This is a genomic window from Bradyrhizobium iriomotense, from assembly GCF_030160715.1.
Classification (GTDB): Bacteria; Pseudomonadota; Alphaproteobacteria; order Rhizobiales; family Xanthobacteraceae; genus Bradyrhizobium; species Bradyrhizobium iriomotense.
This window is the reverse complement of record NZ_BSOW01000056.1, coordinates 1-19,935: the sequence shown is the minus strand read 5'-3', so window position 1 is coordinate 19,935 and position 19,935 is coordinate 1. Positions and strand designations below refer to the sequence as shown.

Sequence of the window (19,935 nt, the reverse complement as noted above, 5' to 3'; positions counted from 1 at the left end):
CAATTGTCGCGGCATTGCCTACGTTGCGGAGGCTTCCTTTTGAAATTCGTGCTTGAGCCAATCAAAGACCTTGTGCGCGGGATGCCACAGTGGCTTGTCGGGAGAGCCCGTTAACGCGAGGCACAGCGTGGTCTTCACCGTAGCCTTGCTCCAGGAGACGAGGCGGCCAGATTTGAGATATGGCTGGCAATAGGACGAGTAGGCGACAACGAAGCCCAGGTTCTGAGCAGCCGCCTCAAGGGCGGTCGCGGAGTTGTCCACCTTCATTGCGGGGACGTTGCTGTCCAGATTGATGCCGAGCTCTGCCGCCCAACGCTCCCAAACACTGTGTCGCCCCTGGATGAGTATTTTCCTCGATGCGTTCAGGACATTCTGTAGCGTTGTGGTGGAAAGCTGTTCGATGAATGCGGGCGCGCAGACCAGCTCGAGGCTTTCGGTCGGCAAATGAGGCGTGTGGGAGTCCAACTCCGAGATGTCGTGAACCTCCACGACAATGTCGGCCAATTCGGCGTTGGGATCTGTCCAGATCGCACTGTTCAGGCGGATCGGGACATTCGGATTGCCGCTGAGGAAGCCGCTAAGCCGGGCGGCCAACCACAAATTCAGGAATGACACCGGGGCCGAGACGGTCACGGTGCGAGGCACATTCTTGCCGCGCAGGCCCTCGGTTGCCGCGGCCGCGAGATTGAGGGCTTCTGCTACACCGGGAAGGTAGGCCTCGCCCACTTCGGACAATTGTAGTCCGTTTCGCCGGCGTACGAAAAGCTGCCGCGAAAGGTACGACTCCAAGGCGCGTACACGCTGACTGATCGCGGCCTGCGTGCAATTCAACTCCTTAGCAGCTTCTGTGAAGCTCAGATGCCGCGCTGCCGCCTCAAACGCCTCAAGCCCGCTCAGGGGAGGCAAATTTCTCATAAACGACCGCCAAATGAAAACAGGGTCACTGGGCCAGTTTTTATTTCTTGGACCTCCGGCCCGCAAGCCCTACCGATTATGACGAGGGGATGATCCTGGCGGCAAAGGCGCTGCGTTGGTCGCAATCAGCAATTTGCGGACAAAACGGCAGAGGATGGCGGGCGTTGACGATGAATTCGATCCAGAGAAAATTCGCTGATCTCGCCACTGAAAACGCCCCTGGCCAGGAGGTGCGACTAAAGTCGGCGTCCTCGGAAAGTGCTCTCCACGGGGGCGTGATCGACGGCAGGCCGGTCGACTTCTCTCATGGCGATGTGAATGCGTTCCGTCCGGCCCCCGGGGCCCTTGATGCGTTCCTGGACGGCTATCGCCGCGGCGGCTCCCAAGCCTACACCGAGTATCTCGGCGACGCTGTAGTTCGCGATGTCGTTGCCGAGAGGCTGGGGGCCTTTACCGGCGCTCCGCTGACCGCCGCCGAGGACCTGATCGTGACGCCGGGAACGCAGGGGGCCCTGTTTCTGGCCATGGGGGCTACCGTGACCTCGGGAACCAAGGTTGCCGTCGTCGAGCCTGACTATTTCGCTAATCGGAAACTGGTGCGGTTCTTCGATGGGGTGCTGGTTCCGGTCGACCTGGACTATCTGGGAACGACGAGGCGGGCGGGCTTGAACCTGGATCAGCTCGAGGCGGCCTTCAGGGGCGGCGCCCAGGTTCTCGTCCTCTCGAACCCGAACAATCCAACCGGCGTCATCTACTCTGAAGCCGAAATCGACGCGATTGCTCAGTTGGCCGACAAGTTCGGTGCGACGGTTATCGTCGACCAGCTCTACTCGCGCCTGCTCTACGAAGGACACGCATATACTCATCTCCGGGCCCGGTCGGCAGCTCGAGAAAATCTCATCACGATCATGGGGCCTTCGAAGACGGAGTCGCTCAGTGGCTTTCGACTTGGCGTGGCCTTCGGGTCGAGCGCGATCGTCGAGCGCATGGCCAAGCTGCAAGCCATCGTCTCATTGCGCGCTGCCGGCTACAGTCAATCCGTTCTCAATATTTGGCTTGCCGAGCCAGACGGCTGGATGCGTGACCGCATTCAGCAGCACCAGGCGATCCGCGACGATTTGGTCGGCATCCTCAGTCGCGTCGACGGACTTGCGCTGCGGACCCCCGAGGCTGGCAGCTACCTGTTTCCACGGCTGCCCGAGTTGACGATTTCGTCGATCGATTTCGTGCGCGCCTTGCGGCATCAGGCCGGCGTGACCGTGACGCCGGGAGCAGAGTTCGGTCCGCGCAGCTTCGAGAGCATCCGGTTCAATTACTCTCAGGATCATGAAGCGGCTGTCGCAGCGGTTGAAAGGACTGCTGCGCTGATCGACCGATATCGCGTTCAACGTGTCGCGCGGAGGGCGTGATCGCGTCGAACTCATGCGCTTGCCCATCCGTGCACTTCGCTCTGTCCCTAGCGGGAAGTTACCTCGATGACGTATCGTAGGATCGGCATTATCGGCGCGGGCCTGATCGGGAAGGCCATCTACGACGAAGTACTTCGATGCGAACAAGCCGAAGTGACGTATGTTCTCGCGTCACGCGCAGGTAACGCCCAGAGGCGAGTCCCCGAGTGGCTGGGTCTCGGGCTCTGCGTCTACGACCTTGAAGAAGCGTTGGCGCGACCGGTCGACGTCGTGTTCGAGGCCGCTCATGCAGACGTGCTGGCGTCGATCGCGCCACGCGTTCTGGCGTCTTCCGATCTTTGCGGATTCAGTTGCACCGCTCTTGCCAGGCCCGATGTCGAACGTGCCATCACCGAGAACTGCCTAGCGAACGGCACGCGGTTCTTTCTACCTCACGGTGCGATCCTGGGTCTCGATGGCCTCGTCGATGGACGCGAGTGCATCGAAGACGTGACGATCACCACCACCAAGAGTGCCGCCGGCCTCGGCCAGCAAGGAGACGCTCACGGCGTCGTCTTCGAGGGCACCGCCAGGGACGCCTGCCGGAAATTCCCGCGAAACGTGAACGTGCATGCCGCGATCGCAATTGCGGGCATCGGTTTTGACCGAACCAAAAGCATCGTCGTGGCGAAGCCAGGAACGGACGAGATGCATCATCGCATTCAAGTTTCGGGACAAGGATTCGCCTGGGATTTCTCGGTCGCGTCGCACTCGCTTGGTGGCGTCACGGGGGCTTACACCCCCAAATCGGCTGCCGGATCGGTGCGGCGCATACTGGCGTCCAAGGGGATCGTCAATTGTTAGGAGGCGGGCAATCGAGGGATTGCGGGCTAGCGGGGGAAGCTGCGTTCTGATGCTCAAGAACTCAAATCAAAGTGGGGCGAATAGGTAGGCCGACAATGCTTCAAAAGAACAGCTCGGACGAAAACTGGGTCGTCGGCGTCGACGTCGGTGGTACATTTACCGACTTTTCCGCCAGGAACCTCACGACCGGTCAGGTCCTCATTCACAAGAGGCCTTCGACGCCCGACGATCCCTCGCGCGCGGTTCTTCATGGGCTGCGAGAGCTGACCGACAAGCATCGTATCGATCCAAAGGCAATTTCGCGTTTCGCGCATGGCACGACGGTCGCCACCAATGCGCTGCTTCAGCGCAAGGGCGCGAAAGTGGCTCTGGTCACGACCAAGGGCTTTCGCGACCTCGTCGAGATCGGCCGTCAGGTTCGACCGCACATCTACGACCTGCAACTCGATGCGCCTCAGCCACTTGCCTCTCGCGCGCTTCGCTTCGAGCTCGATGAGCGCATCGGCCCGTCGGGCGAGGTGGTCCGCGAGCTCACCGATGCTTCAATCGATGCCTTGGTGGAGGAATTGAGAAAGCAGCCAAAGATCGAAGGGGTTGCGGTTTGCCTGATATTCTCGTTCCTGAATTCCTCCCATGAAAAGCGCGTCGCCGCGGCGCTGCGTGCGGCATTCCCGGACATTTTCGTTTCCGTGTCTAGCGAGGTTCAGCCGGAGTTTCGCGAGTTCGAACGGTTCTCGACCACGCTGATCAACGCGTTTCTTCAGCCCGAAGTGGGCCGCTACATGGATCGCCTGAAGGCAGAAGTGGCGACGGTCGCTCCAAACGCAGAGTTCGGCATTTTCCAATCGAGCGGCGGACTGATGTCGGTCGACAGGGCTGCGCATTTCCCGGTGCGTACGGCACTGTCCGGGCCTGCCGCGGGCGCGGTCGGTGCGGCCGGTGCGGGAGCGATGTCCGATATTCTCGACATCATCACCTTGGATATCGGAGGAACCAGCACCGACGTCTGCCTGATCCAGGCCGGCAGGACTGCCATCGCGAGCACCCGAGACATTTCGGGCTTCAGAATCCGGCTACCCATGGTGGATATTCACACCGTTGGCGCGGGTGGCGGATCCATCGCAAGGTTGGGCAAAGACGGCCTCTTGAAGGTCGGACCCGAGAGCGCGGGGGCGGTGCCGGGACCGGCATGTTATCGCCGCGGTGGCACGCTTCCCACCGTCTCCGACGCCAATGTCATTCTCGGCCGGTTGCCTGTCGCGCTCACCGGCGGAGACATGACCATCGATCGCGACCTTGCAGTCAAGGCCGTCGAGCCGATCGCTTCCGAACTCGGCCGCAGTGTGGAAAGGGCGGCGCTGGGCATCGTCGGCATCGTTACATCCAATATGGTTCGCGCCATTCGGGCGGTTACGATTGAAAGGGGATACGATCCGCGCAAGTTCGTTCTCATGCCGTTCGGTGGCGCGGGCGGGCTGCACGCGGCCGATGTCGCGCGCTCGCTTGGAATCAAGCGCATCATCGTTCCGCGCGCGCCAGGAATTCTGTGCGCCGAAGGCCTGATCTTGTCGGATCTGCAGGAAGACTTTGTTGCGAACTGCCGGGCTCGTGTCACTGGAAACCTGGGAGCCGCCGCGGCCGTCGTCGCAGACCTCGTCAAACAAGGAGAGGCTTGGGTTGCCCAGGAAGGCGAAGGCGCGCTCGAAACCCGTCTCGTCCTGTCGCTCGACATGCGGTACGTCGGTCAGAACTACGAGCTTGGGGTTGAAGTCGCCAACGGCTCGGGCCGTCCGGTCTTGCCAGGAGCCGAGGACCTACGGGCGGCGTTCTTCGCAGAGTACCTGAGGGCTTACGGCCACTACGACGAGCAAGCGCCGATCGAGATCGTGAACCTCCGGCTTCGGACAATTGCCAAGCTTCCCCAGCGGCAGTCGACTACCGAAACTCCGGTAAAGCGGCTTGAGCCGCGCGACACCAAGGCTGCCTGGTTCGACGAAGCGGGACCCGTTCCGACGCCGATGTTCGACCGCTCAGGCCTTCCGGTGGGCACCACCATCAAGGGCCCAGCAATCATCACTCAGCTCGACTCGACCACCGTGGTCCCGCCTTGGGCCCAAATCACAGTCGATGCGGCTTTCAACATGATCATGGAAATCAACAATGCCTGAGATCGCGATTGATCCGATTTCCCTGGAAATCGCCTGGAACGGCCTGAAGTCGATTGCCGACGAATGCTTCATCAGCATCATGCGGAGCGCGTTTTCCACCAATGTGAAAGAGCGCCACGATCACTCGACCGCTATCGCCGATGCGCAGGGGAGGCTGGTGGTGCAGGCGGAAATGGCGTTGCCCATCCATCTCGCGTCGATGCGAGGCCTGATGACGTTCATCTTGAATCGATATGGCAACGACATCCACCCGGGCGACGTCTTCATCGCCAACGACCCGCATGTTGCCGGCGGCACGCATCTTCCCGACATCAATATGGCAATGCCGGTCTTCGAAGGCACCCGCCTGATCGGATTCGTGGCCAACATCATTCACCACGCCGACGTCGGCGGAGCGGCAATCGGTTCGATGTCCGGCGGCCTCGACGAGATCTACAAGGAGGGGCTGCGGATCCCGATCATCCGGCTCTATTCCAAGGGCGTGCTCAACGAGGATCTGCTGACGCTCCTGCTGCTCAACATGCGCCTGGAGGAGGAACGCCGCGGCGACCTCAACGCGCAGATCGCGGCCTGCAAGCTCGGAGTGTCCAGGCTCGAGGACATGCTGCGAGAACATGGCGGCGACAGGATCACGGCCATCTTCTCCGAGGTCATCTCGCGCACCGAGATGCGGATGCGAAAGGCGATCGCCTCGCTGCCGGACGGTGCCTACTCCTTCACCGACTTCATGGACGATGATGGCGCGGGCACCGAGAACATCAAGATCGCGCTGAGGATCGAAAAGACGGGCGACCGGATCCTCTTTGATTTCGAGGGCAGCGACCCGCAGGTGCGCGGCAATTTCAATATGGTCTTCAATGCGACCCAGTCGGCGGTCTGCTTCGCACTCAAGGCCTTGCTGGACCCGAATGTGCCGAACAATCAGGGCATCTTCGACGCAATTGAAATCAAGGCGCCGCTCGGTTCATTCGTGAATTGCGTCGCGCCGGCAGCGGTCGCTTTGCGCGCCAATTCCTGCCAACGGGTCGTCGATTGCGTGTTTGGTGCACTCGCCGAGCAGGTTCCGGACCGCGTCGTCGCAGGCACAAACGGCGCAAATACCAGCGCGGTCTTCGCCGGCACCGATCCGCGGACGGGGCAGCTCTACGTCTATCTCGAAACGCTCGGCGGCGGCATGGGCGCCCGCGCAACCTTCGACGGCAAGGATGGCGTCCAGGTCAACATCACCAACACGTCCAATCTTCCCGTGGAAGCGATCGAGCTCGAATATCCGCTCCGCGTCGAGGAATATTCCCTGGTCGAGGACACCGGCGGCGCGGGCCGCTTCCGCGGTGGGCTCGGGATCCGCCGTACCATCCGGCCGATCGGTCACGTCTGTGAGTTCAACGGCGTCGGAGAGCGGTTCGTTCACAAGCCCTGGGGATTGTTCGGTGGCGAAGATGGTGCCGCCGGCCGCTTCTACATTCGCTCCGATGACGGGCAGGTCACAGACCTTGCTGCCAAGGCTTGCTGCATTCGCCTGGAGCCGGACGACGTCGCGGTGCTCGAGACCGCGGGAGCCGGCGGCTACGGTCCCCCGGTCGAGCGGCGTGCCGAGGCCATCCGCGAAGATCTGGCGTCAGGCAAATTCTCTGATGAGTACGTGAAGCAACATTATCCCGGCGGAGCCTGACCTCCGCAGGATCTTTGTCCGCGCCGACGGCCGGACGGGTATCGAAAAATGACTCCAAAGATGAGCGCGCAACAAGACGATTCAACGTGAGACAGGAGAAACCGATGCAGAATTTCACACGCCGTAAAGTTCTGGCTCTGGGCGCCGTGGGTGTGGCAATGCCGTGGGTCACCAGGGCTAGCGCTCAGGAGCGGAAGATCACCGTCGCCGCATATAGCGACATCTTCGAGGATATCTACAAGAGAACGGTCATCGAGCCGTTCATGAAGGCAAATCCCGGAATCCGCGTGGACTACATGGGGATGCCGACCTCCGCCCAAAATCTCGGGATGTTGCGCGCGCAGAAGGCGGCGCCTCAGATCGACGTCTGCATCATGGACGTCGTCGTCGCCAAGGCCGGCGGCGATGAAGGCATCTACAAGCCGGTAACTGCGGAGCAGCTTCCGGTCATGAAGCAGCTGGTTCCTGCAGCTCTCATCGAGGGTGTGCCAGGTCCGGCCGTGACGTTTGATACGATCGTCATGATGTACGCCCTTAGCAAGTTCCCGACTCCGCCGACGTCGTGGAAAGAGCTTTGGAACAAGCAGCATGCAGGTCGCATCGCAATCGATGCTCCTCCCAATTTGCTCGGGGTCGGATTGACGCTGATCGCGAACAAGCTGGCGGGAGGTGGGGACTATCGCCAGTCGATCGACAAGGGGATCCAGCTGTTGGGCGAGATGGCTCCGCTCGTCCAGACTTGGGATCCGAAACCCAATCCCTACGCAGCGGTTGCGAACGGGGTTGTCGACCTCGGCATTGGATACAATGCGCGCGCGCAAACGATTTCGAAGCAGAATGCGGATCGCATGGCGGTCGCGATGCCTGAAGAGGGGTCGATCGCGCAAATCAACACGATCAACCTCGTCAACGGGTCCAAGCAGCCTGAAGCGGCTCTTCAGTTCATGTCATATGCCCTGAGCGCGGAAGCGCAGGCGACCTTCACCGAAGCGCTGTACTACGTGCCAACCAACAAGGGGGCTGCAATTTCCGAGGAGGCGCGGAAGAAGACAGCCGCAACACCAGAGCGCATGGCACGAATGATCGACGTGGATTGGATCGAGGTCGCCAAATTCAGGGACAAGATCACCGAGCAGTGGCGCAGGAACGTCATCAGCCGCAGCTAGGCCGCCCGTTCGAAGATCGGCATCCAGCGCAGGAGCGTCGCGCAAGTGGCGGGCAAAAATTGTATCTAGAGGTCGAATCCTTAGAGAAGCGGTACGGCCACTTTGCGCCGTCGGTGTCCGATCTATCCTTCTCGCTTGGACAGGGGGAACTGCTCGGCCTTCTCGGCCCGTCGGGTTGTGGCAAGACCACGACCCTTCGGATGATCAGCGGTCTCGTCCAGGCGACATCGGGCAAGATCAAGGTTGGCGGTCAGGATGTCACCGGGCTGCCGACCTACCGACGCAATATGGGGGTGATGTTCCAGTCCTACGCTCTATTCCCGCATATGACGATCGCAGAGAACGTCGCGTTCGGGCTGCAGATGCGCAAGGCTAGACACGCGGACATCGCAAAGCGAGTGGAATCGGCGCTTGCGATGGTTCATCTCAGCGGCGTCGCGGAACGCAAGCCCCGAGAGCTTTCAGGCGGGCAGCAACAACGCGTCGCTCTTGCGCGCGCGCTGGTGATCGAGCCCGATATTCTGCTGCTGGATGAGCCGCTCTCCAACCTCGACGCAAAACTGCGCGACAACATGCGCGGTGAAATTCGGGACATCCAGCAGCGTCTGCGGATGACCACCGTTTTCGTCACGCACGATCAAACGGAAGCCATGGCAATTTGCGACCGGATCATCGTGATGAATCGCGGTAAATTGGAGCAGATCGGCACCCCTCATGACATCTACGAGAACCCGGCGACGCCGATGGTGGCCGAGTTCGTCGGGCGGATCAATCGACTGGAGGGGCAATGGCGAAACGACGGCGCCGTTGCGGTGGGTGACTCCCTGATCCGGGCGAAGGACGATGGCGGCACGGGCCGGGTGCTGATCATGATCCGTCCCCATCGAATCGACCTGAGCGCGTCGGACGCAAAGAGCGCGGTCTCGCCGGAAGAGAACGCCATAAACGGCACGATCCGACATGTTACCTACGTCGGCGATACGTTTCAGTATGAAGTAGCGACCACGGGCGGTCTGTTGCACGTCGAAAAGGCTACGAGCTCGGCGACGGACCCCTTCCAGCCTGGTGATACCGTCACGCTGCGTTGGAAAACGCGGGACACCCTGACGTTCTCCACGGAGGTCGCGGGATGACCGTTTCGACCGCCGACGAGGGGACAAGAAGCAGCGGCGGAAGGCTGCTCATCACCCTTCTTCTGCCGATCGTCCTTCTGAACGTCATAGCCTTCATCGCGCCGGTCGCAAATCTCGTGGCCATGTCGTTCCGCGAAGCGACGGCGACCGGATCGATGAAGGAGGGCGTGGATCTGGCGACCTGGAGTTCCCTGGTCGCCGACACATACTACTGGTCGATGTTGTGGCGAACGGTCTGGATCGGCGCGCTCATCACACTCATTACACTGGTCCTTTCTTATCCTCTCGCGCTGTTCGTCAGCCGTGCCGAGAGAGCCAAAGCGCTGCTTATCGTATTATGTATTTCACCACTGCTGATCTCTGCCGTCGTGCGCACTTACGGTTGGATGGTGATTCTCGGCGATCAGGGCTTCCTGCAGGCACTATTGCGTTCCTTCAACGTGACGCCGCCGCGCCTGATCAACAGCCAGCTTGGGGTCGTCATAGGCATGACGGAAATCCTCATGCCTTACATGATACTGTCCCTGCTTTCCGGATTTGGAAAGCTGGATACAACCCTGGAGCAGGCTGCCGAGACCCTTGGAGCGGGACCTCTCACGGTCTTTCGGCGAATCGTCCTGCCGCTCAGCATGCCCGGCGTTCTGCTTGGATGCCTGCTTTGCTTCGTGCTTGCAGTGAGCAGTTTCATTACGCCAAAAATGCTCGGAGGCGGTCGAGTCGCTCTGCTCGCAACCGAGATCTACGACCAGGCAATCGTTACGCTAAACTGGCCGGTTGCGGCATGCCTGTCGGTCCTGATTCTGGTCGTGTTCGGAACGGCCTTGCTGTTCTACGGCCAACTTTCAAAAATCGTAGAGTGAGGAGGGCTGGTCGTGCTGCCAACGATCTCGCGAGGCCTTCACGCATTGGGCATCATTTCGATAATGATGTTCCTGCTTGCCCCGGTCATTCTCGTATTCCCGATCTCATTCTCCGCCGACGCTCATGTGGCCTGGCCTCCATCTGCCTGGAGCACGAGGTGGTATGTCGCGCTTCTTCACAATGAGGAGATGGTAACGGCCTTTCGGAACAGCCTGGTGATTGCCGGGTGCGTGACCGCTCTAACGCTCGTTGTCGCGATGCCCGCGGCTGTCGCATTGACGCGCTGGAAGTTTTGGGGGCGCGACGCGCTGACGTCCTTGTTCACCGCGCCGCTTCTGCTGCCAAGCATCGTCCTGGGCCTGGCCATCCTAGTCATATTCGCCGGCTACGGATTGGTCGGCAGTTGGCCTGGGGTCATCATCGGGCACCTGGTCATCACCCTGCCTTATGCGTTGAGAGTTCTCATCACCGGACTCAGCACCATGCCTGCCTTTGTCGAGGACGCGGCCGGGACGCTCGGCGCGGACCCTTGGCAGGTGTTTCGCCGCATCACTCTCCCGCTCATGACGCCTGCTCTGGTCGCGTCGGCGGCGTTGGCGTTCATCGTTTCATTCGATGAGGTCGTGATCTCGTTGTTCATCGCGGGAACGCAGCTGAAGTTGCTCCCGGTCTCGCTCTATCACTACGTCGAGAGCTGGACCGATCCGCTCGTTGCAGCAGTCTCCGCGCTCCTGGTGCTTGGCACGCTTGGCATCGTGCTGATCGTGGAGCGGGCAATCGGGTTCGGTAAGGCCGTCTCGAAGTAATCATTGGAACGCCGAACTGATGCGTGCGCTCAATCGATCAGTCCTTAAAGCCATGGATATTCCGCAATGATAACGATAAATGATATTTCGGAGGCGAGATCGCGGCTGAATGGAATGCAAGTCGTCACACCGCTGCTCGAATACGATCAGGTGAACGATCGTGTTGGCGGTCGCGTTCTGTTCAAGGCCGAGAATCTGCAGAGGACGGGGTCATTCAAATTCAGAGGCGCCTTCAACAAGATCGCCTCTCTTGGCGACGGACAACGAAGAAATGGCGTAGTGGCATTTTCATCGGGAAACCATGCTCAGGGCGTTGCCGCCGCAGCCAAGGCGTTTGGTATCGCGGCGACGATAGTGATGCCAGAGGACGCGCCTGTTATAAAGCGGGAGAACACGCGAAGGCTCGGCGCAGTTGTCGTGCTCTATGATCGCCACACCGGCGATCGAGCGGCAATGGCCAAGGAGATTGCCATAAGAACAGGGGCCATTTTGTTCCCTCCCTATGACGATGAGATGATCATCTCAGGGCAGGGCACTATCGGAATGGAGATAGTCGATCAACTCGAATCCATGGGTGCACGGGCCGATCTATTGCTTTGCCCGGTCGGAGGAGGCGGACTTGTAGCCGGCGTTTCGACCGCCCTGAAGGCGCTACGACCGGAGATAGAAGTCTATTGCGTCGAACCGGAAGGTTTCGACGATACGCGAGCGTCGTTGGAGCGAGGCGAGCGTACCGGCAACTCCGCCGGTTCAAATACCATTTGCGACGCGATCGTCACTCAAATCCTCGGGGAAATTACTTTTCCCATCAACCTTCGCAATCTCGCCGGGGGCTTTGCGGTTTCCGACCAGGACGTCGTGGAATCTGTTCGACTGTTGTTCAACGTGGCCAAGCTGGTTGTCGAACCGGGCGGCGCCGTTGGGCTTGCCGCGCTGGTGGCTGGTCGCACCGATCTGCGGGGCAGAACCGCCGTGGTCGTGCTTTCCGGAGGAAACGTCGATCTGGAGTTCTTCAAGCAGAGAATTGCGTAGCGCCAACGCAATCGGAGCAACTGAATGAAAAGTCAAATCATCAATGGAAAGGCCAAGGCAGCCCAAATGCGATTGCGGGCGGCTGAGGCCGCCACGCGGCTCCGCGAGGATCATGGAGTGATCTGTGGCCTGGCTGTCGTGCTTGTAGGTGAAGATCCTGCCTCGCAGGTCTACGTCCGCAACAAGAGCGCGCAAACTCGCGAAATCGGAATGAACTCGTTCGAGCATCGGCTGCCCGCTGACGCTTCCGAGGACGAACTGCTGGAGCTGGTCGCAACGCTCAATCGTGACCCTGCCGTCGACGGCATATTGGTCCAGCTGCCGCTTCCGCAGCACATGAATGCAGATCGCGTCGTCAACGCGATCGCGCCGCACAAGGACGTGGACGGCTTTCACATTTCCAATGTCGGGCTGCTGGGGACGGGACAAAGGGCGTTGGTGCCGTGCACCCCGCTCGGTTGCATGATGATGCTGAGGGAGATTCACGGCGACCTTTCGGGCCTCGAGGCGGTCGTCGTGGGACGCTCGAAGATCGTCGGCAAGCCCCTGGCCCAGCTTCTCATGATGGCGAATTGCACGGTTACGGTGGCCCACAGCCGAACGCGCGATCTGCCGTCGGTATGTCGGCGAGCCGATATTCTCATCGCCGCAGTCGGGCGAGCCGAAATTATCCGCGGGGATTGGGTCAAGCCAGGCGCATCCGTGATCGACGTAGGCATCAATCGTGTCGAACGCGATGGCCAATTTCGACTCGTCGGCGACGTCAATTTTAACGAAGCTGCCGCCGTAGCCGGCGCGATTACGCCGGTCCCCGGTGGCGTGGGGCCCATGACGATAGCCTGCCTTCTCGTCAACACGCTGACAGCAGCGCATCGGGCCAGAAACCTACCTGAGCCACCTGGCTTGACGGTTTGAGAAGCCAAGACCGTTTTCATCATCCGGCAGGTGTCTGCCAATCCAGTCGAGACCTCCAATGACCACTTTTCTCCTCACGGTTACATGCCCGGCGAGGCGCGGCATCGTTGCCGCGATTGCCACGTTCCTCGCGCAGAACGGCTGCAACATAACGGACAGCTCGCAATTCGATGATGCGCAGACCGACCACTTCTTCATGAGAGTAAGCTTTCTCTCCGAGGAAGGTACGAAGCTTTCAGCCTTGCGCGAGGGTTTTGCCGCCGTCGCGCAACAGTTCGACATGAAGTGGGCGATACATGACACATCGAAGCGAATGAAAGTCGTGATCATGGTGTCGCGCTTCGGCCATTGCCTGAACGATCTGCTCTACCGCTGGCGGATCGGCGCGCTTCCGATCGACATCGTTGCGGTGATTTCGAATCACCTTGAGTACCAGAAGCTCGTCGTGAATCACGACATTCCCTTCCACTACATCCGCGTGACGAAGGAGAACAAATCCGAGGCGGAGGCTCAGCAGATGCGCATCGTCGAGGAGACCGGAGCCGAGCTCATCGTGCTGGCGCGCTACATGCAAATTCTTTCCGACGAAATGTGCCGGAAGATGTCCGGGCGGATCATCAATATCCACCATTCGTTCTTGCCGTCCTTTAAAGGCGCCAATCCCTACCGGCAGGCGTTCGAGCGCGGCGTGAAGCTGATCGGAGCGACGTCGCACTATGTAACGGCTGACCTGGACGAAGGCCCGATCATCGAGCAAGACACCATCCGGGTCACACATGCGCAGAGCCCGGAGGACTATGTGAGCCTGGGAAGAGACGTGGAGAGTCAGGTTCTCGCACGGGCGGTCCATGCGCACATCCATCGCCGCGTTCTGGTCAACGACGACAAGACGGTCGTCTTCCCCGCGTCGCCCGGATCATATGGGGCAGAACGAAGCGGCTGACATCCAATGACGGAAGTTGGTCTTGCGACTGGTCAAGCGAGACCGGACGAGCAGAGGCGCGATGAGCGGCGCCAGAGCCTGTAGATTCACATTGGGGTAGGGTGCACGTAGTAGCAACTCTGTTGAAGCAATAAATTGCCAGCACTGGATGGTGATCAGGCTGAGCGGAGCTGTCCGGGCGCTCAGCCGGAAGCGGCTCCGCTTGATCGAGTCCCTTGACAGCAAACATGAGAGACAGGCTGTTGAAGAACTCAGCCGCGCTCGCAAACGAAGGCTGAATCGTCACCATTGTGGATGTAGAAGTGGCCGACGAGCCTGCCCGCAGTTCCGATCATAGCCCATCCACGACCGCAGGACGGATCATTCTCGTCGTGCCCTTCCCATGAGAATTCGGCGCAGGCCGATCCCTCGCGGGTGCCGTAGCGCACGTCCAGGAAACCCTTGAGAGCCCCAAAGGCGATTTCGCCATCGGACTTGCCCTGGAAGGTGAGATGCGCCTCCTCGACAAGATCGAGAAAGTCGCTGTCCCAGACGTCCATCTCGACGATGCGCCAGCGGCCGACAAAGGCCTTGGCGAAGCCGGGCACCTTGGCCATCAGCCGGTCTCCGCGATCAATTTGGGCAGCCGCACCAGATTGCAGGCGGTGGCAGCGAAGGCAAAGGCCAATGCGACGCGATCATGGCCACGGAAGCTGGTCTTCTCTTGGCCGGCGACCGTTTTGATCCAGCCGAATGCCTCCTCGATGCGCTTACGGATGCGCTGGCTGACAGCATAGCTGCCGTGCCGGGTCGTTCGCCCGTCAATCGCAGAGCTACGGCCGCTGGTCTTCTGCGCAACATGCGGCATCACGTTCATCAAGCGCAGCTCGTTGACGAAATCTTCTGCATCGTAAGCTTTGTCGGCGCCAAGCGTGATCGCTGTCGGCCGGTCGGCACGAGGCTCGATCATGCAACTGTCCTCACAAGGTTTGGCGTGGTGTGCCCCTATTGTGCCCCAGATTTCCTGGGGCACACTCTGCGGGAGCCAAGCCTCTAAGCAATTGAAATTGAAGGTCTAATGGTGGGCGCACAAGGGATCGAACCTTGGACCTCTCCCGTGTGAAGGGAACGCTCTCCCGCTGAGCTATGCGCCCGGGACCATTGTGCCGGTCAGGCGGCTCGCCGACCGGCACATCAGAGCCCGCGATTTAGAAGTGCGGGCCGAAGGTGTCAAGTTTTCAGGCGATCTCAGGCCTGAAAACCTTCCGTAGATCACGCAATTCGCAAGCGAAACCGTGTTTTCGCCCGCTTACGCACCCTGCTGGCGGGCACGGGAGGCGTGGGCCTGGAGAGCGCGGATGCGCTCGGCGAGCGTGCCGCCGCCCTCGGGCAGGCTGGTCGCGGCCGCGCCGTTCGTGGTGGTCCCATTGGTCGGGCGAGGGGCGGGTTTTGGCGGTGCGCCTGCTTCGGCGGCAAGCAGCGCCTCGATCGGCGAGTTCGGGCCTTCGAGCTGTATCGCGAGCTTGGCCACTTCGGCGGCGATGTCGTTGATGCGCTCGCGCAGCAGCGCGTTCTCCATGCGCTCCGTCGCCCAGGAGCTCTCGGCCTGCTGCTGGATCGCGTTGATGTCGCGCTGAAGCTTTGCGCGCTCGTCGCGCGCGAGCTTGAGCTGCTCCTCGAGCGCGGCCTTCTCGCTGCGCAGCGCCTCCAGCGCAGGCGACTTGTTGCCGGCGCTCAAGCCGGTGATCTCGGTGCGCAGCTCCTTGATGGTGCGCTCGGCGGTCTCCTGGCCCTGGCGGAGCTGGTTGTTCTCGTATTCGCGCTCGGCGAGCAGCTTGCCTTGCGTTGCGAGCCGGCCTTCGAGATCGGCGACGCGGCCGGACAGCATCTCGGCCTCCTTGACCTGCACGAGGAGCTGGCGGTCGAGGTCGGTGACGCGCTGGCTCAGATTCTCGACGCGCCCGCGCGCGTCCGTCAGCTCGCGCGAGGCGGTCTCGGAGTCCGAGCGCTCCTGCGTCAGCCGCGCCTGGGTCGAGGCAAACTCCTTCTCGGCGTCGCCGACGCGATTTTTCAGTTGCTCGATCTGCGCGCGTACCGCGACCAGCTCGACCTGACGGCTTTCCGCCATCATCGAACGGTCGGAGAGCTCATGGTTGATCCTGGCGAGCTCGCCCTGCTTGTCCGTCAGCGCCTGCTCGGCGGTGCGCAAGCTTTCGGTCTTGGCGCTGAACTCCTCCTCGGTGGCGCGGAGCTGCTCCTTCACCGCCTTCTCGCGCGCTTCCAGCGCGAAGATCGTGGCGTTCTTCTCGCCGAGCTCGATCTTCATGCGGTTGATGGCGTCGCTCTTCTTGCCGAGCTCGGCAAGCTGGCTCGTGGTCTTGTTCTTGAGCTGATCGACGCTCATCTCCAGCCGTCGCGCGGACATGGCGAATTCGGCGCGGAGCTGGTCCTTGTCGGCCTGGATCTCCGCCATCGACAGCGGCGTTGCCGCTTCCAGCCGCCGCGTGGTCAGGCGCACCGCGCGGTTATGCACCAGCGGCACGATCGCGAGCCCGCACAGCATCGAGAGCAGGAAACCGATCGCAAGGTACATGATCGGTTCGACCATGGGCCAGAACTCCCCAAGACAAGGAAAAATTTACCAAAGACCATGCCATGGCGGGCTGGCAAAAAGCCAGCCCCGGTCCGTCGTTAACGTGAATCGGTAACAACGTGAATCCGTAACCAGACGGAGGAGAGGAGTTTTGGAGCGCGATGCTGCTCCCCAAGCGGGCGAGCAGCTCGATGGCGGCTCCATCCATCCTGCGTGCCGCGACGATGAAGTGATGCCGCTGATTTGCCCGACGTGTCAAACGGTTGCGTAAGACGCGCAAGGCATCGCGCCGGCGGTCGCCGGCTCCTTTGCATGGGGTTGTTTTCGAGATTTTGTCGCCCGTCCGGACGAACTCTCTAGAACGGGTTCCAGGTCGCGCGCGGAGTGTATTTCAGGTAGCCGATATTGGCCCCGAGTCGCAGACCGATGCCGGACCGGATCGGCACCAGCACGATGTTGTTGGCGGTCAGCGCCGTCATGCCGAAGCCGCCGATGATGTAGGCGGAGCCGTCGATGCCGGCGAAGCGCTGGTAGATCGCGTTCGTGGCGGGCAGGTTGTAGACCAGCGTCATGGTGCGTGCGCCGTCGCCGCCCCAGTCGAAGCCGAGCGAGGGGCCCTGCCAGAAGACCCTGAGGTCGCCGGCGTTCTTGGTGTAGAGCGTGCCTTCTCCATAGCGCAGGCCTGCGACGAAGGCGCCGGAGCCTTCCTCACCCAGGATGTAGCCGTTCGGCAGGCCCCATTGGCTGACAGCCTTCTCGATGATCGAGGCGAGCCCGCGCGAGACGTTGCCGAAGAAGCGGTGGCCGGCGTTCACCAGCTCGTCCGGCCCATAAGTACTGGGCGTCGGGGTCCGTTGCGGCGGCGGCAGGTTGGGCGGCGGCGCCTGCTGTGCGGATGCCGGCACGATCCAGCCCACCAGCGCGGCAAGTGCGACCGCGGCGAGGCGTGATGCGAAAGTCATAAAAGAACCCCTGGTATCGAATCCGTTCGCACGCTTAACCTGACGCCAACAGGCGAGGGCTAGGTTGCGCCGAATGTCCCCTCGACTCGGATGTTATCCGCAGCAACTATGACGGCACAACGGCAGGAAGAAAGCCCTTTGCGCCCCGGAATTGCCTTGATCGGCCTTCTGGCCGGCCTTTGGTTCACATTTTACGGCCCGGCCGTCGAGGCCGTCACCACCGAGCGGATCGTGGTCAACCGCTTTTCGGGGGTGGCCATCGAGGGGTTCGACCCCGTGGCCTATTTCGTCGACGGCGGGCCCGTCCAGGGCACGCCCGAGTTCGAGGCGAGCCTTTGGGGGGCGGTCTGGCGGTTCCGCAACGAGGGTAACCGAGCCGAGTTTTTGGCCCATCCCGAGGTCTATGGACCGCAATTCGGCGGCTATGATCCCACCGATATCGCCCGCGGCGTCGTCGTCGCCGGCAATCCCCGTTTCTTCCTGATCTCGGCCCAGCGGCTCTATCTGTTCAGCCGGGAGGACAGTCGCGACGCCTTTGCCGCCAATCCCGAGCGTTTCCTTTATGAGGTCGGCAAGCGCTGGCCGGCGCTCCAAGAGCAGCTCAGCCAGTAGGGCCGGACGCGCCCTGCGGGTCGCCCCAGGCGATGAACTCCGGGACGATGAAGCTTTCGCGCCTCTCGCCAAACCGGAGTTCGCCGCCACTGCCGTCCGTGACCTTGCCGCCCGCGGCGGTGACCACGGCACAGCCGGCCCCGACGTCCCATTCCGAGGTCGGGCCGAGGCGGGGATAGATGTCGGCGGTGCCTTCGGCGATACGGCCGAATTTGACCGCCGAACCCGCCGTCTGCCTGACCGCGCCGGGCCTGCCGGCAATGAAGGCCTCGCTCCTGGCATCGCCATGCGAGCGGCTGACCGCGGCGACCCAGGGCTCGCCCGGCTTCGGCAGCCTTCGGGTCCGGATCGGTTCGGCGCTCCCGATGACAGCGCCGTCAAACGTCACGCGCTCCGCGCCGCGCCCGACGATGCCGCGCCAGAGCAGGCCGAGCGCCGGCGCGCTGACGATGCCGAGCAGCGGCACGCCGTCGGTGATGATGGCGAGATTGACGGTGAACTCGTCGCGGCCGGCGACGAACTCCTTGGTGCCGTCGAGCGGATCGACCAGGAAGAAACTGCCCTGAAACGGCGTCGTCGCAAGCTCGGTCCGCTCCTCCGACAGCGTCGGCACGTCGGGCGCGAGCTGGAAAAGCCCCGCGCCGATGATGCGGTCGGCGGCGAGGTCCGCTTCGGTGACCGGGGAGCCGTCCTGCTTGCCATCGACCCGCATCGCGGCCCGATTGACCGCGAGGATCGCTTCGCCTGCCTTCAGCACCAGCGCAGTCAACGGCTCCATCAGGCTCAGGGCAATCGCCCCATCAATGCGTCCCTTCACCTGCATGCCTCATTCATCGGCAACCTCTTTCGCCTCAGTTGATTCGCGTCCTTATGGCCGCTTCGAGCCTATCGCAAGCGCTAGCTGCGACGGGGGTGCGAATGTTAGAACCCGGGCCAATTCTAGGGCATGCGTGATTCGCCGCCTTTGGGCCGTGCAATTCCAGGAACCATCGATGTCTGGCACCTCGTCACCCGGTACCGCTACTGCTCCCGATATGCTCGAACTCGCGGCGCTTCTGTGCTCGCGGGTCTGTCACGACCTCATCAGCCCTGTCGGCGCCATCGTCAACGGCCTCGAGGTGCTCGATGACGATCCCAAGCCCGAAGATCGCGAATTTGCGCTGGATCTGATCCGCAAGAGCGCCAAGACGGCATCGGCGCGGCTGCAATTCTGCCGGCTCGCCTTCGGCGCGGCCGGATCGTCCGGCGCGCAGATCGATCTCGGTGACGCGCAGAACATGGCGCGCGGCCACATCGAGGACGGCAAGTGCACGATCACCTGGAATCTGCCGCGGCTGCTGTTGCCGAAGAACCGCGTCAAACTGCTGCTCAACATGCTGGTGATCGCGCAGCATACGATCCCGCGCGGCGGCATGCTGAAGGTCGATCCGATCGGCGAGGGCGAGACCATGAGCTTTCGCGTCACCGCAACCGGGCACAATGCGCGCCTCCCGCAGAACATCGCCGAGCTGCTGAGCGGCGAGCGCGGACCCGCCGCGGACGCGCATGCGATCCAGCCTTATTATACGCGCCTGTTGGCGCAGGCCTGCGGGCTCACCGTGACGCTCGCGCCCGAGGGCGAGGCGATAACTGTTACGGCTTCGTAAACGGCAACCGCACGGCGTCAGTTAATCAAAGCTTTACAGGGCGCTTCGAAACCTTCGGAGCGCCTTATCTCTTTGTTGGTTCCGTTCTTTTGCACTTACTCAACCAATATTAAACGCTTTGCGGAGAAGCTGGCCCCATTCTGACAGGCGCACATGTGCGCCCTCCCTTATGAAGGCCTGTTTTCCATGGATGATCTGTTGCGGGAGTTTTTGACGGAGACCAGCGAGAGCCTGGACACCGTCGACAATCAGCTGGTGAAGTTCGAGCAGGAGCCGAACA

Annotated in this window: 18 protein-coding genes, 1 tRNA gene and 1 pseudogene; 13 read left to right on the top strand and 7 right to left on the bottom strand. The window is 61.6% G+C overall.

The window, feature by feature from the left end; translation table 11 throughout:
* Nucleotides 1–18: 18 nt before the first annotated feature.
* The gene (locus tag QQL28_RS42890; protein WP_284275550.1) at nucleotides 19–915 is read right to left on the bottom strand and encodes a LysR family transcriptional regulator; all 897 of its coding nucleotides are present in this window, start codon (nucleotides 913–915) and stop codon (nucleotides 19–21) included.
* A gap of 89 nt (nucleotides 916–1,004) precedes the next feature.
* On the opposite strand from QQL28_RS42890, the gene QQL28_RS42885 reads away from it, so the two are divergent.
* The 11 genes from QQL28_RS42885 to purU all read left to right on the top strand — a co-directional run bounded on the left by QQL28_RS42885 (nucleotide 1,005) and on the right by purU (nucleotide 13,863).
* Complete coding sequence (locus QQL28_RS42885) at nucleotides 1,005–2,324, top strand: pyridoxal phosphate-dependent aminotransferase (protein WP_284275548.1); 1,320 nt, start codon at nucleotides 1,005–1,007, stop codon at nucleotides 2,322–2,324.
* A gap of 66 nt (nucleotides 2,325–2,390) precedes the next feature.
* Nucleotides 2,391–3,167: an aspartate dehydrogenase domain-containing protein gene (locus QQL28_RS42880; protein ID WP_284275546.1), complete on the top strand. Its 777-nt coding sequence runs from the start codon at nucleotides 2,391–2,393 to the stop codon at nucleotides 3,165–3,167.
* Nucleotides 3,168–3,262: 95 nt separating this feature from the next.
* Entirely contained in the window at nucleotides 3,263–5,335 is a 2,073-nt protein-coding gene (locus QQL28_RS42875; protein WP_284275543.1) for a hydantoinase/oxoprolinase family protein, read from the top strand.
* Nucleotides 5,328–7,007, top strand: a complete 1,680-nt coding sequence (locus tag QQL28_RS42870) for a hydantoinase B/oxoprolinase family protein (protein ID WP_284275541.1) — start codon at nucleotides 5,328–5,330, stop codon at nucleotides 7,005–7,007. The genes QQL28_RS42875 and QQL28_RS42870 overlap by 8 nt, the downstream gene beginning before the upstream one ends.
* 104 nt (nucleotides 7,008–7,111) lie before the next feature.
* Entirely contained in the window at nucleotides 7,112–8,173 is a 1,062-nt protein-coding gene (locus QQL28_RS42865; RefSeq protein WP_284275539.1) for an extracellular solute-binding protein, read from the top strand.
* Nucleotides 8,143–9,306: an ABC transporter ATP-binding protein gene (locus QQL28_RS42860; RefSeq protein WP_284275537.1), complete on the top strand. Its 1,164-nt coding sequence runs from the start codon at nucleotides 8,143–8,145 to the stop codon at nucleotides 9,304–9,306. The genes QQL28_RS42865 and QQL28_RS42860 overlap by 31 nt, the downstream gene beginning before the upstream one ends.
* On the top strand, nucleotides 9,303–10,166 hold the full coding sequence (locus QQL28_RS42855; RefSeq protein ID WP_284275535.1) for an ABC transporter permease: 864 nt from the start codon (nucleotides 9,303–9,305) through the stop codon (nucleotides 10,164–10,166). The genes QQL28_RS42860 and QQL28_RS42855 overlap by 4 nt, the downstream gene beginning before the upstream one ends.
* Nucleotides 10,167–10,178: 12 nt before the next feature.
* Nucleotides 10,179–10,973 carry an ABC transporter permease gene (locus QQL28_RS42850; protein ID WP_284275534.1) on the top strand — a complete coding sequence of 265 codons (795 nt, stop codon included), beginning with the start codon at nucleotides 10,179–10,181 and terminating at the stop codon, nucleotides 10,971–10,973.
* 66 nt (nucleotides 10,974–11,039) lie between these two features.
* A complete protein-coding gene (locus tag QQL28_RS42845) occupies nucleotides 11,040–12,005 on the top strand; it encodes a threonine ammonia-lyase (protein WP_284275533.1) in 966 nt (321 codons plus the stop codon).
* A 24-nt stretch (nucleotides 12,006–12,029) separates the two neighbouring features.
* Nucleotides 12,030–12,920 (top strand): bifunctional methylenetetrahydrofolate dehydrogenase/methenyltetrahydrofolate cyclohydrolase FolD, encoded by an 891-nt coding sequence (folD, locus tag QQL28_RS42840; RefSeq protein ID WP_284275532.1) that lies wholly within the window; start codon nucleotides 12,030–12,032, stop codon nucleotides 12,918–12,920.
* A 58-nt stretch (nucleotides 12,921–12,978) separates the two neighbouring features.
* On the top strand, nucleotides 12,979–13,863 hold the full coding sequence (gene purU, locus QQL28_RS42835; protein ID WP_284275531.1) for a formyltetrahydrofolate deformylase: 885 nt from the start codon (nucleotides 12,979–12,981) through the stop codon (nucleotides 13,861–13,863).
* 251 nt (nucleotides 13,864–14,114) lie between these two features.
* On the opposite strand, the gene QQL28_RS42830 is transcribed toward purU, so the two are convergent.
* From QQL28_RS42830 to QQL28_RS42810, 5 genes and pseudogenes are all read right to left on the bottom strand, one after another.
* Complete coding sequence (locus tag QQL28_RS42830) at nucleotides 14,115–14,459, bottom strand: hypothetical protein (protein ID WP_284275530.1); 345 nt, start codon at nucleotides 14,457–14,459, stop codon at nucleotides 14,115–14,117.
* Nucleotides 14,459–14,815 (bottom strand): annotated as a pseudogene (locus QQL28_RS42825) (transposase); the annotation flags it as partial. The pseudogene QQL28_RS42825 and the gene QQL28_RS42830, both read right to left, overlap by 1 nt.
* Nucleotides 14,816–14,921: 106 nt before the next feature.
* Nucleotides 14,922–14,996: transfer RNA gene (locus QQL28_RS42820), tRNA-Val, on the bottom strand.
* A gap of 155 nt (nucleotides 14,997–15,151) precedes the next feature.
* Complete coding sequence (locus tag QQL28_RS42815; protein WP_284275528.1) at nucleotides 15,152–16,450, bottom strand: coiled-coil domain-containing protein; 1,299 nt, start codon at nucleotides 16,448–16,450, stop codon at nucleotides 15,152–15,154.
* A 341-nt stretch (nucleotides 16,451–16,791) separates the two neighbouring features.
* Entirely contained in the window at nucleotides 16,792–17,397 is a 606-nt protein-coding gene (locus QQL28_RS42810) for a DUF1134 domain-containing protein (protein ID WP_284275526.1), read from the bottom strand.
* A gap of 138 nt (nucleotides 17,398–17,535) precedes the next feature.
* Between QQL28_RS42810 and QQL28_RS42805 the strand changes: the two genes are divergently transcribed.
* On the top strand, nucleotides 17,536–18,009 hold the full coding sequence (locus QQL28_RS42805) for a YHS domain-containing (seleno)protein (protein WP_284275524.1): 474 nt from the start codon (nucleotides 17,536–17,538) through the stop codon (nucleotides 18,007–18,009).
* On the opposite strand, the gene QQL28_RS42800 is transcribed toward QQL28_RS42805, so the two are convergent.
* Nucleotides 17,999–18,832, bottom strand: a complete 834-nt coding sequence (locus QQL28_RS42800; protein ID WP_284275523.1) for a 3'(2'),5'-bisphosphate nucleotidase CysQ family protein — start codon at nucleotides 18,830–18,832, stop codon at nucleotides 17,999–18,001. The two genes, QQL28_RS42805 and QQL28_RS42800, sit on opposite strands and share 11 nt — an antisense overlap.
* Before the next feature lie 169 nt (nucleotides 18,833–19,001).
* On the opposite strand from QQL28_RS42800, the gene chpT reads away from it, so the two are divergent.
* The gene (chpT, locus tag QQL28_RS42795; protein WP_284275522.1) at nucleotides 19,002–19,655 is read left to right on the top strand and encodes a histidine phosphotransferase ChpT; all 654 of its coding nucleotides are present in this window, start codon (nucleotides 19,002–19,004) and stop codon (nucleotides 19,653–19,655) included.
* Nucleotides 19,656–19,935: the final 280 nt, after the last annotated feature.

What these genes read in the sequence shown, in the direction of transcription:
- QQL28_RS42875 (WP_284275543.1), top strand. Translation starts at nt 3,263, where the DNA reads ATGCTTCAAAAGAACAGCTCGGACGAAAACTGGGTCGTCGGCGTCGAC.
- QQL28_RS42885 (WP_284275548.1), top strand. Translation starts at nt 1,005, where the DNA reads ATGATCCTGGCGGCAAAGGCGCTGCGTTGGTCGCAATCAGCAATTTGC.
- QQL28_RS42890 (WP_284275550.1), bottom strand. Translation starts at nt 915, where the DNA reads ATGAGAAATTTGCCTCCCCTGAGCGGGCTTGAGGCGTTTGAGGCGGCA.
- purU (WP_284275531.1), top strand. Translation starts at nt 12,979, where the DNA reads ATGACCACTTTTCTCCTCACGGTTACATGCCCGGCGAGGCGCGGCATC.
- QQL28_RS42800 (WP_284275523.1), bottom strand. Translation starts at nt 18,832, where the DNA reads ATGCAGGTGAAGGGACGCATTGATGGGGCGATTGCCCTGAGCCTGATG.
- QQL28_RS42845 (WP_284275533.1), top strand. Translation starts at nt 11,040, where the DNA reads ATGATAACGATAAATGATATTTCGGAGGCGAGATCGCGGCTGAATGGA.
- QQL28_RS42830 (WP_284275530.1), bottom strand. Translation starts at nt 14,459, where the DNA reads ATGGCCAAGGTGCCCGGCTTCGCCAAGGCCTTTGTCGGCCGCTGGCGC.
- QQL28_RS42880 (WP_284275546.1), top strand. Translation starts at nt 2,391, where the DNA reads ATGACGTATCGTAGGATCGGCATTATCGGCGCGGGCCTGATCGGGAAG.
- QQL28_RS42815 (WP_284275528.1), bottom strand. Translation starts at nt 16,450, where the DNA reads ATGGTCGAACCGATCATGTACCTTGCGATCGGTTTCCTGCTCTCGATG.
- folD (WP_284275532.1), top strand. Translation starts at nt 12,030, where the DNA reads ATGAAAAGTCAAATCATCAATGGAAAGGCCAAGGCAGCCCAAATGCGA.
- QQL28_RS42870 (WP_284275541.1), top strand. Translation starts at nt 5,328, where the DNA reads ATGCCTGAGATCGCGATTGATCCGATTTCCCTGGAAATCGCCTGGAAC.
- chpT (WP_284275522.1), top strand. Translation starts at nt 19,002, where the DNA reads ATGTCTGGCACCTCGTCACCCGGTACCGCTACTGCTCCCGATATGCTC.
- QQL28_RS42865 (WP_284275539.1), top strand. Translation starts at nt 7,112, where the DNA reads ATGCAGAATTTCACACGCCGTAAAGTTCTGGCTCTGGGCGCCGTGGGT.
- QQL28_RS42810 (WP_284275526.1), bottom strand. Translation starts at nt 17,397, where the DNA reads ATGACTTTCGCATCACGCCTCGCCGCGGTCGCACTTGCCGCGCTGGTG.
- QQL28_RS42855 (WP_284275535.1), top strand. Translation starts at nt 9,303, where the DNA reads ATGACCGTTTCGACCGCCGACGAGGGGACAAGAAGCAGCGGCGGAAGG.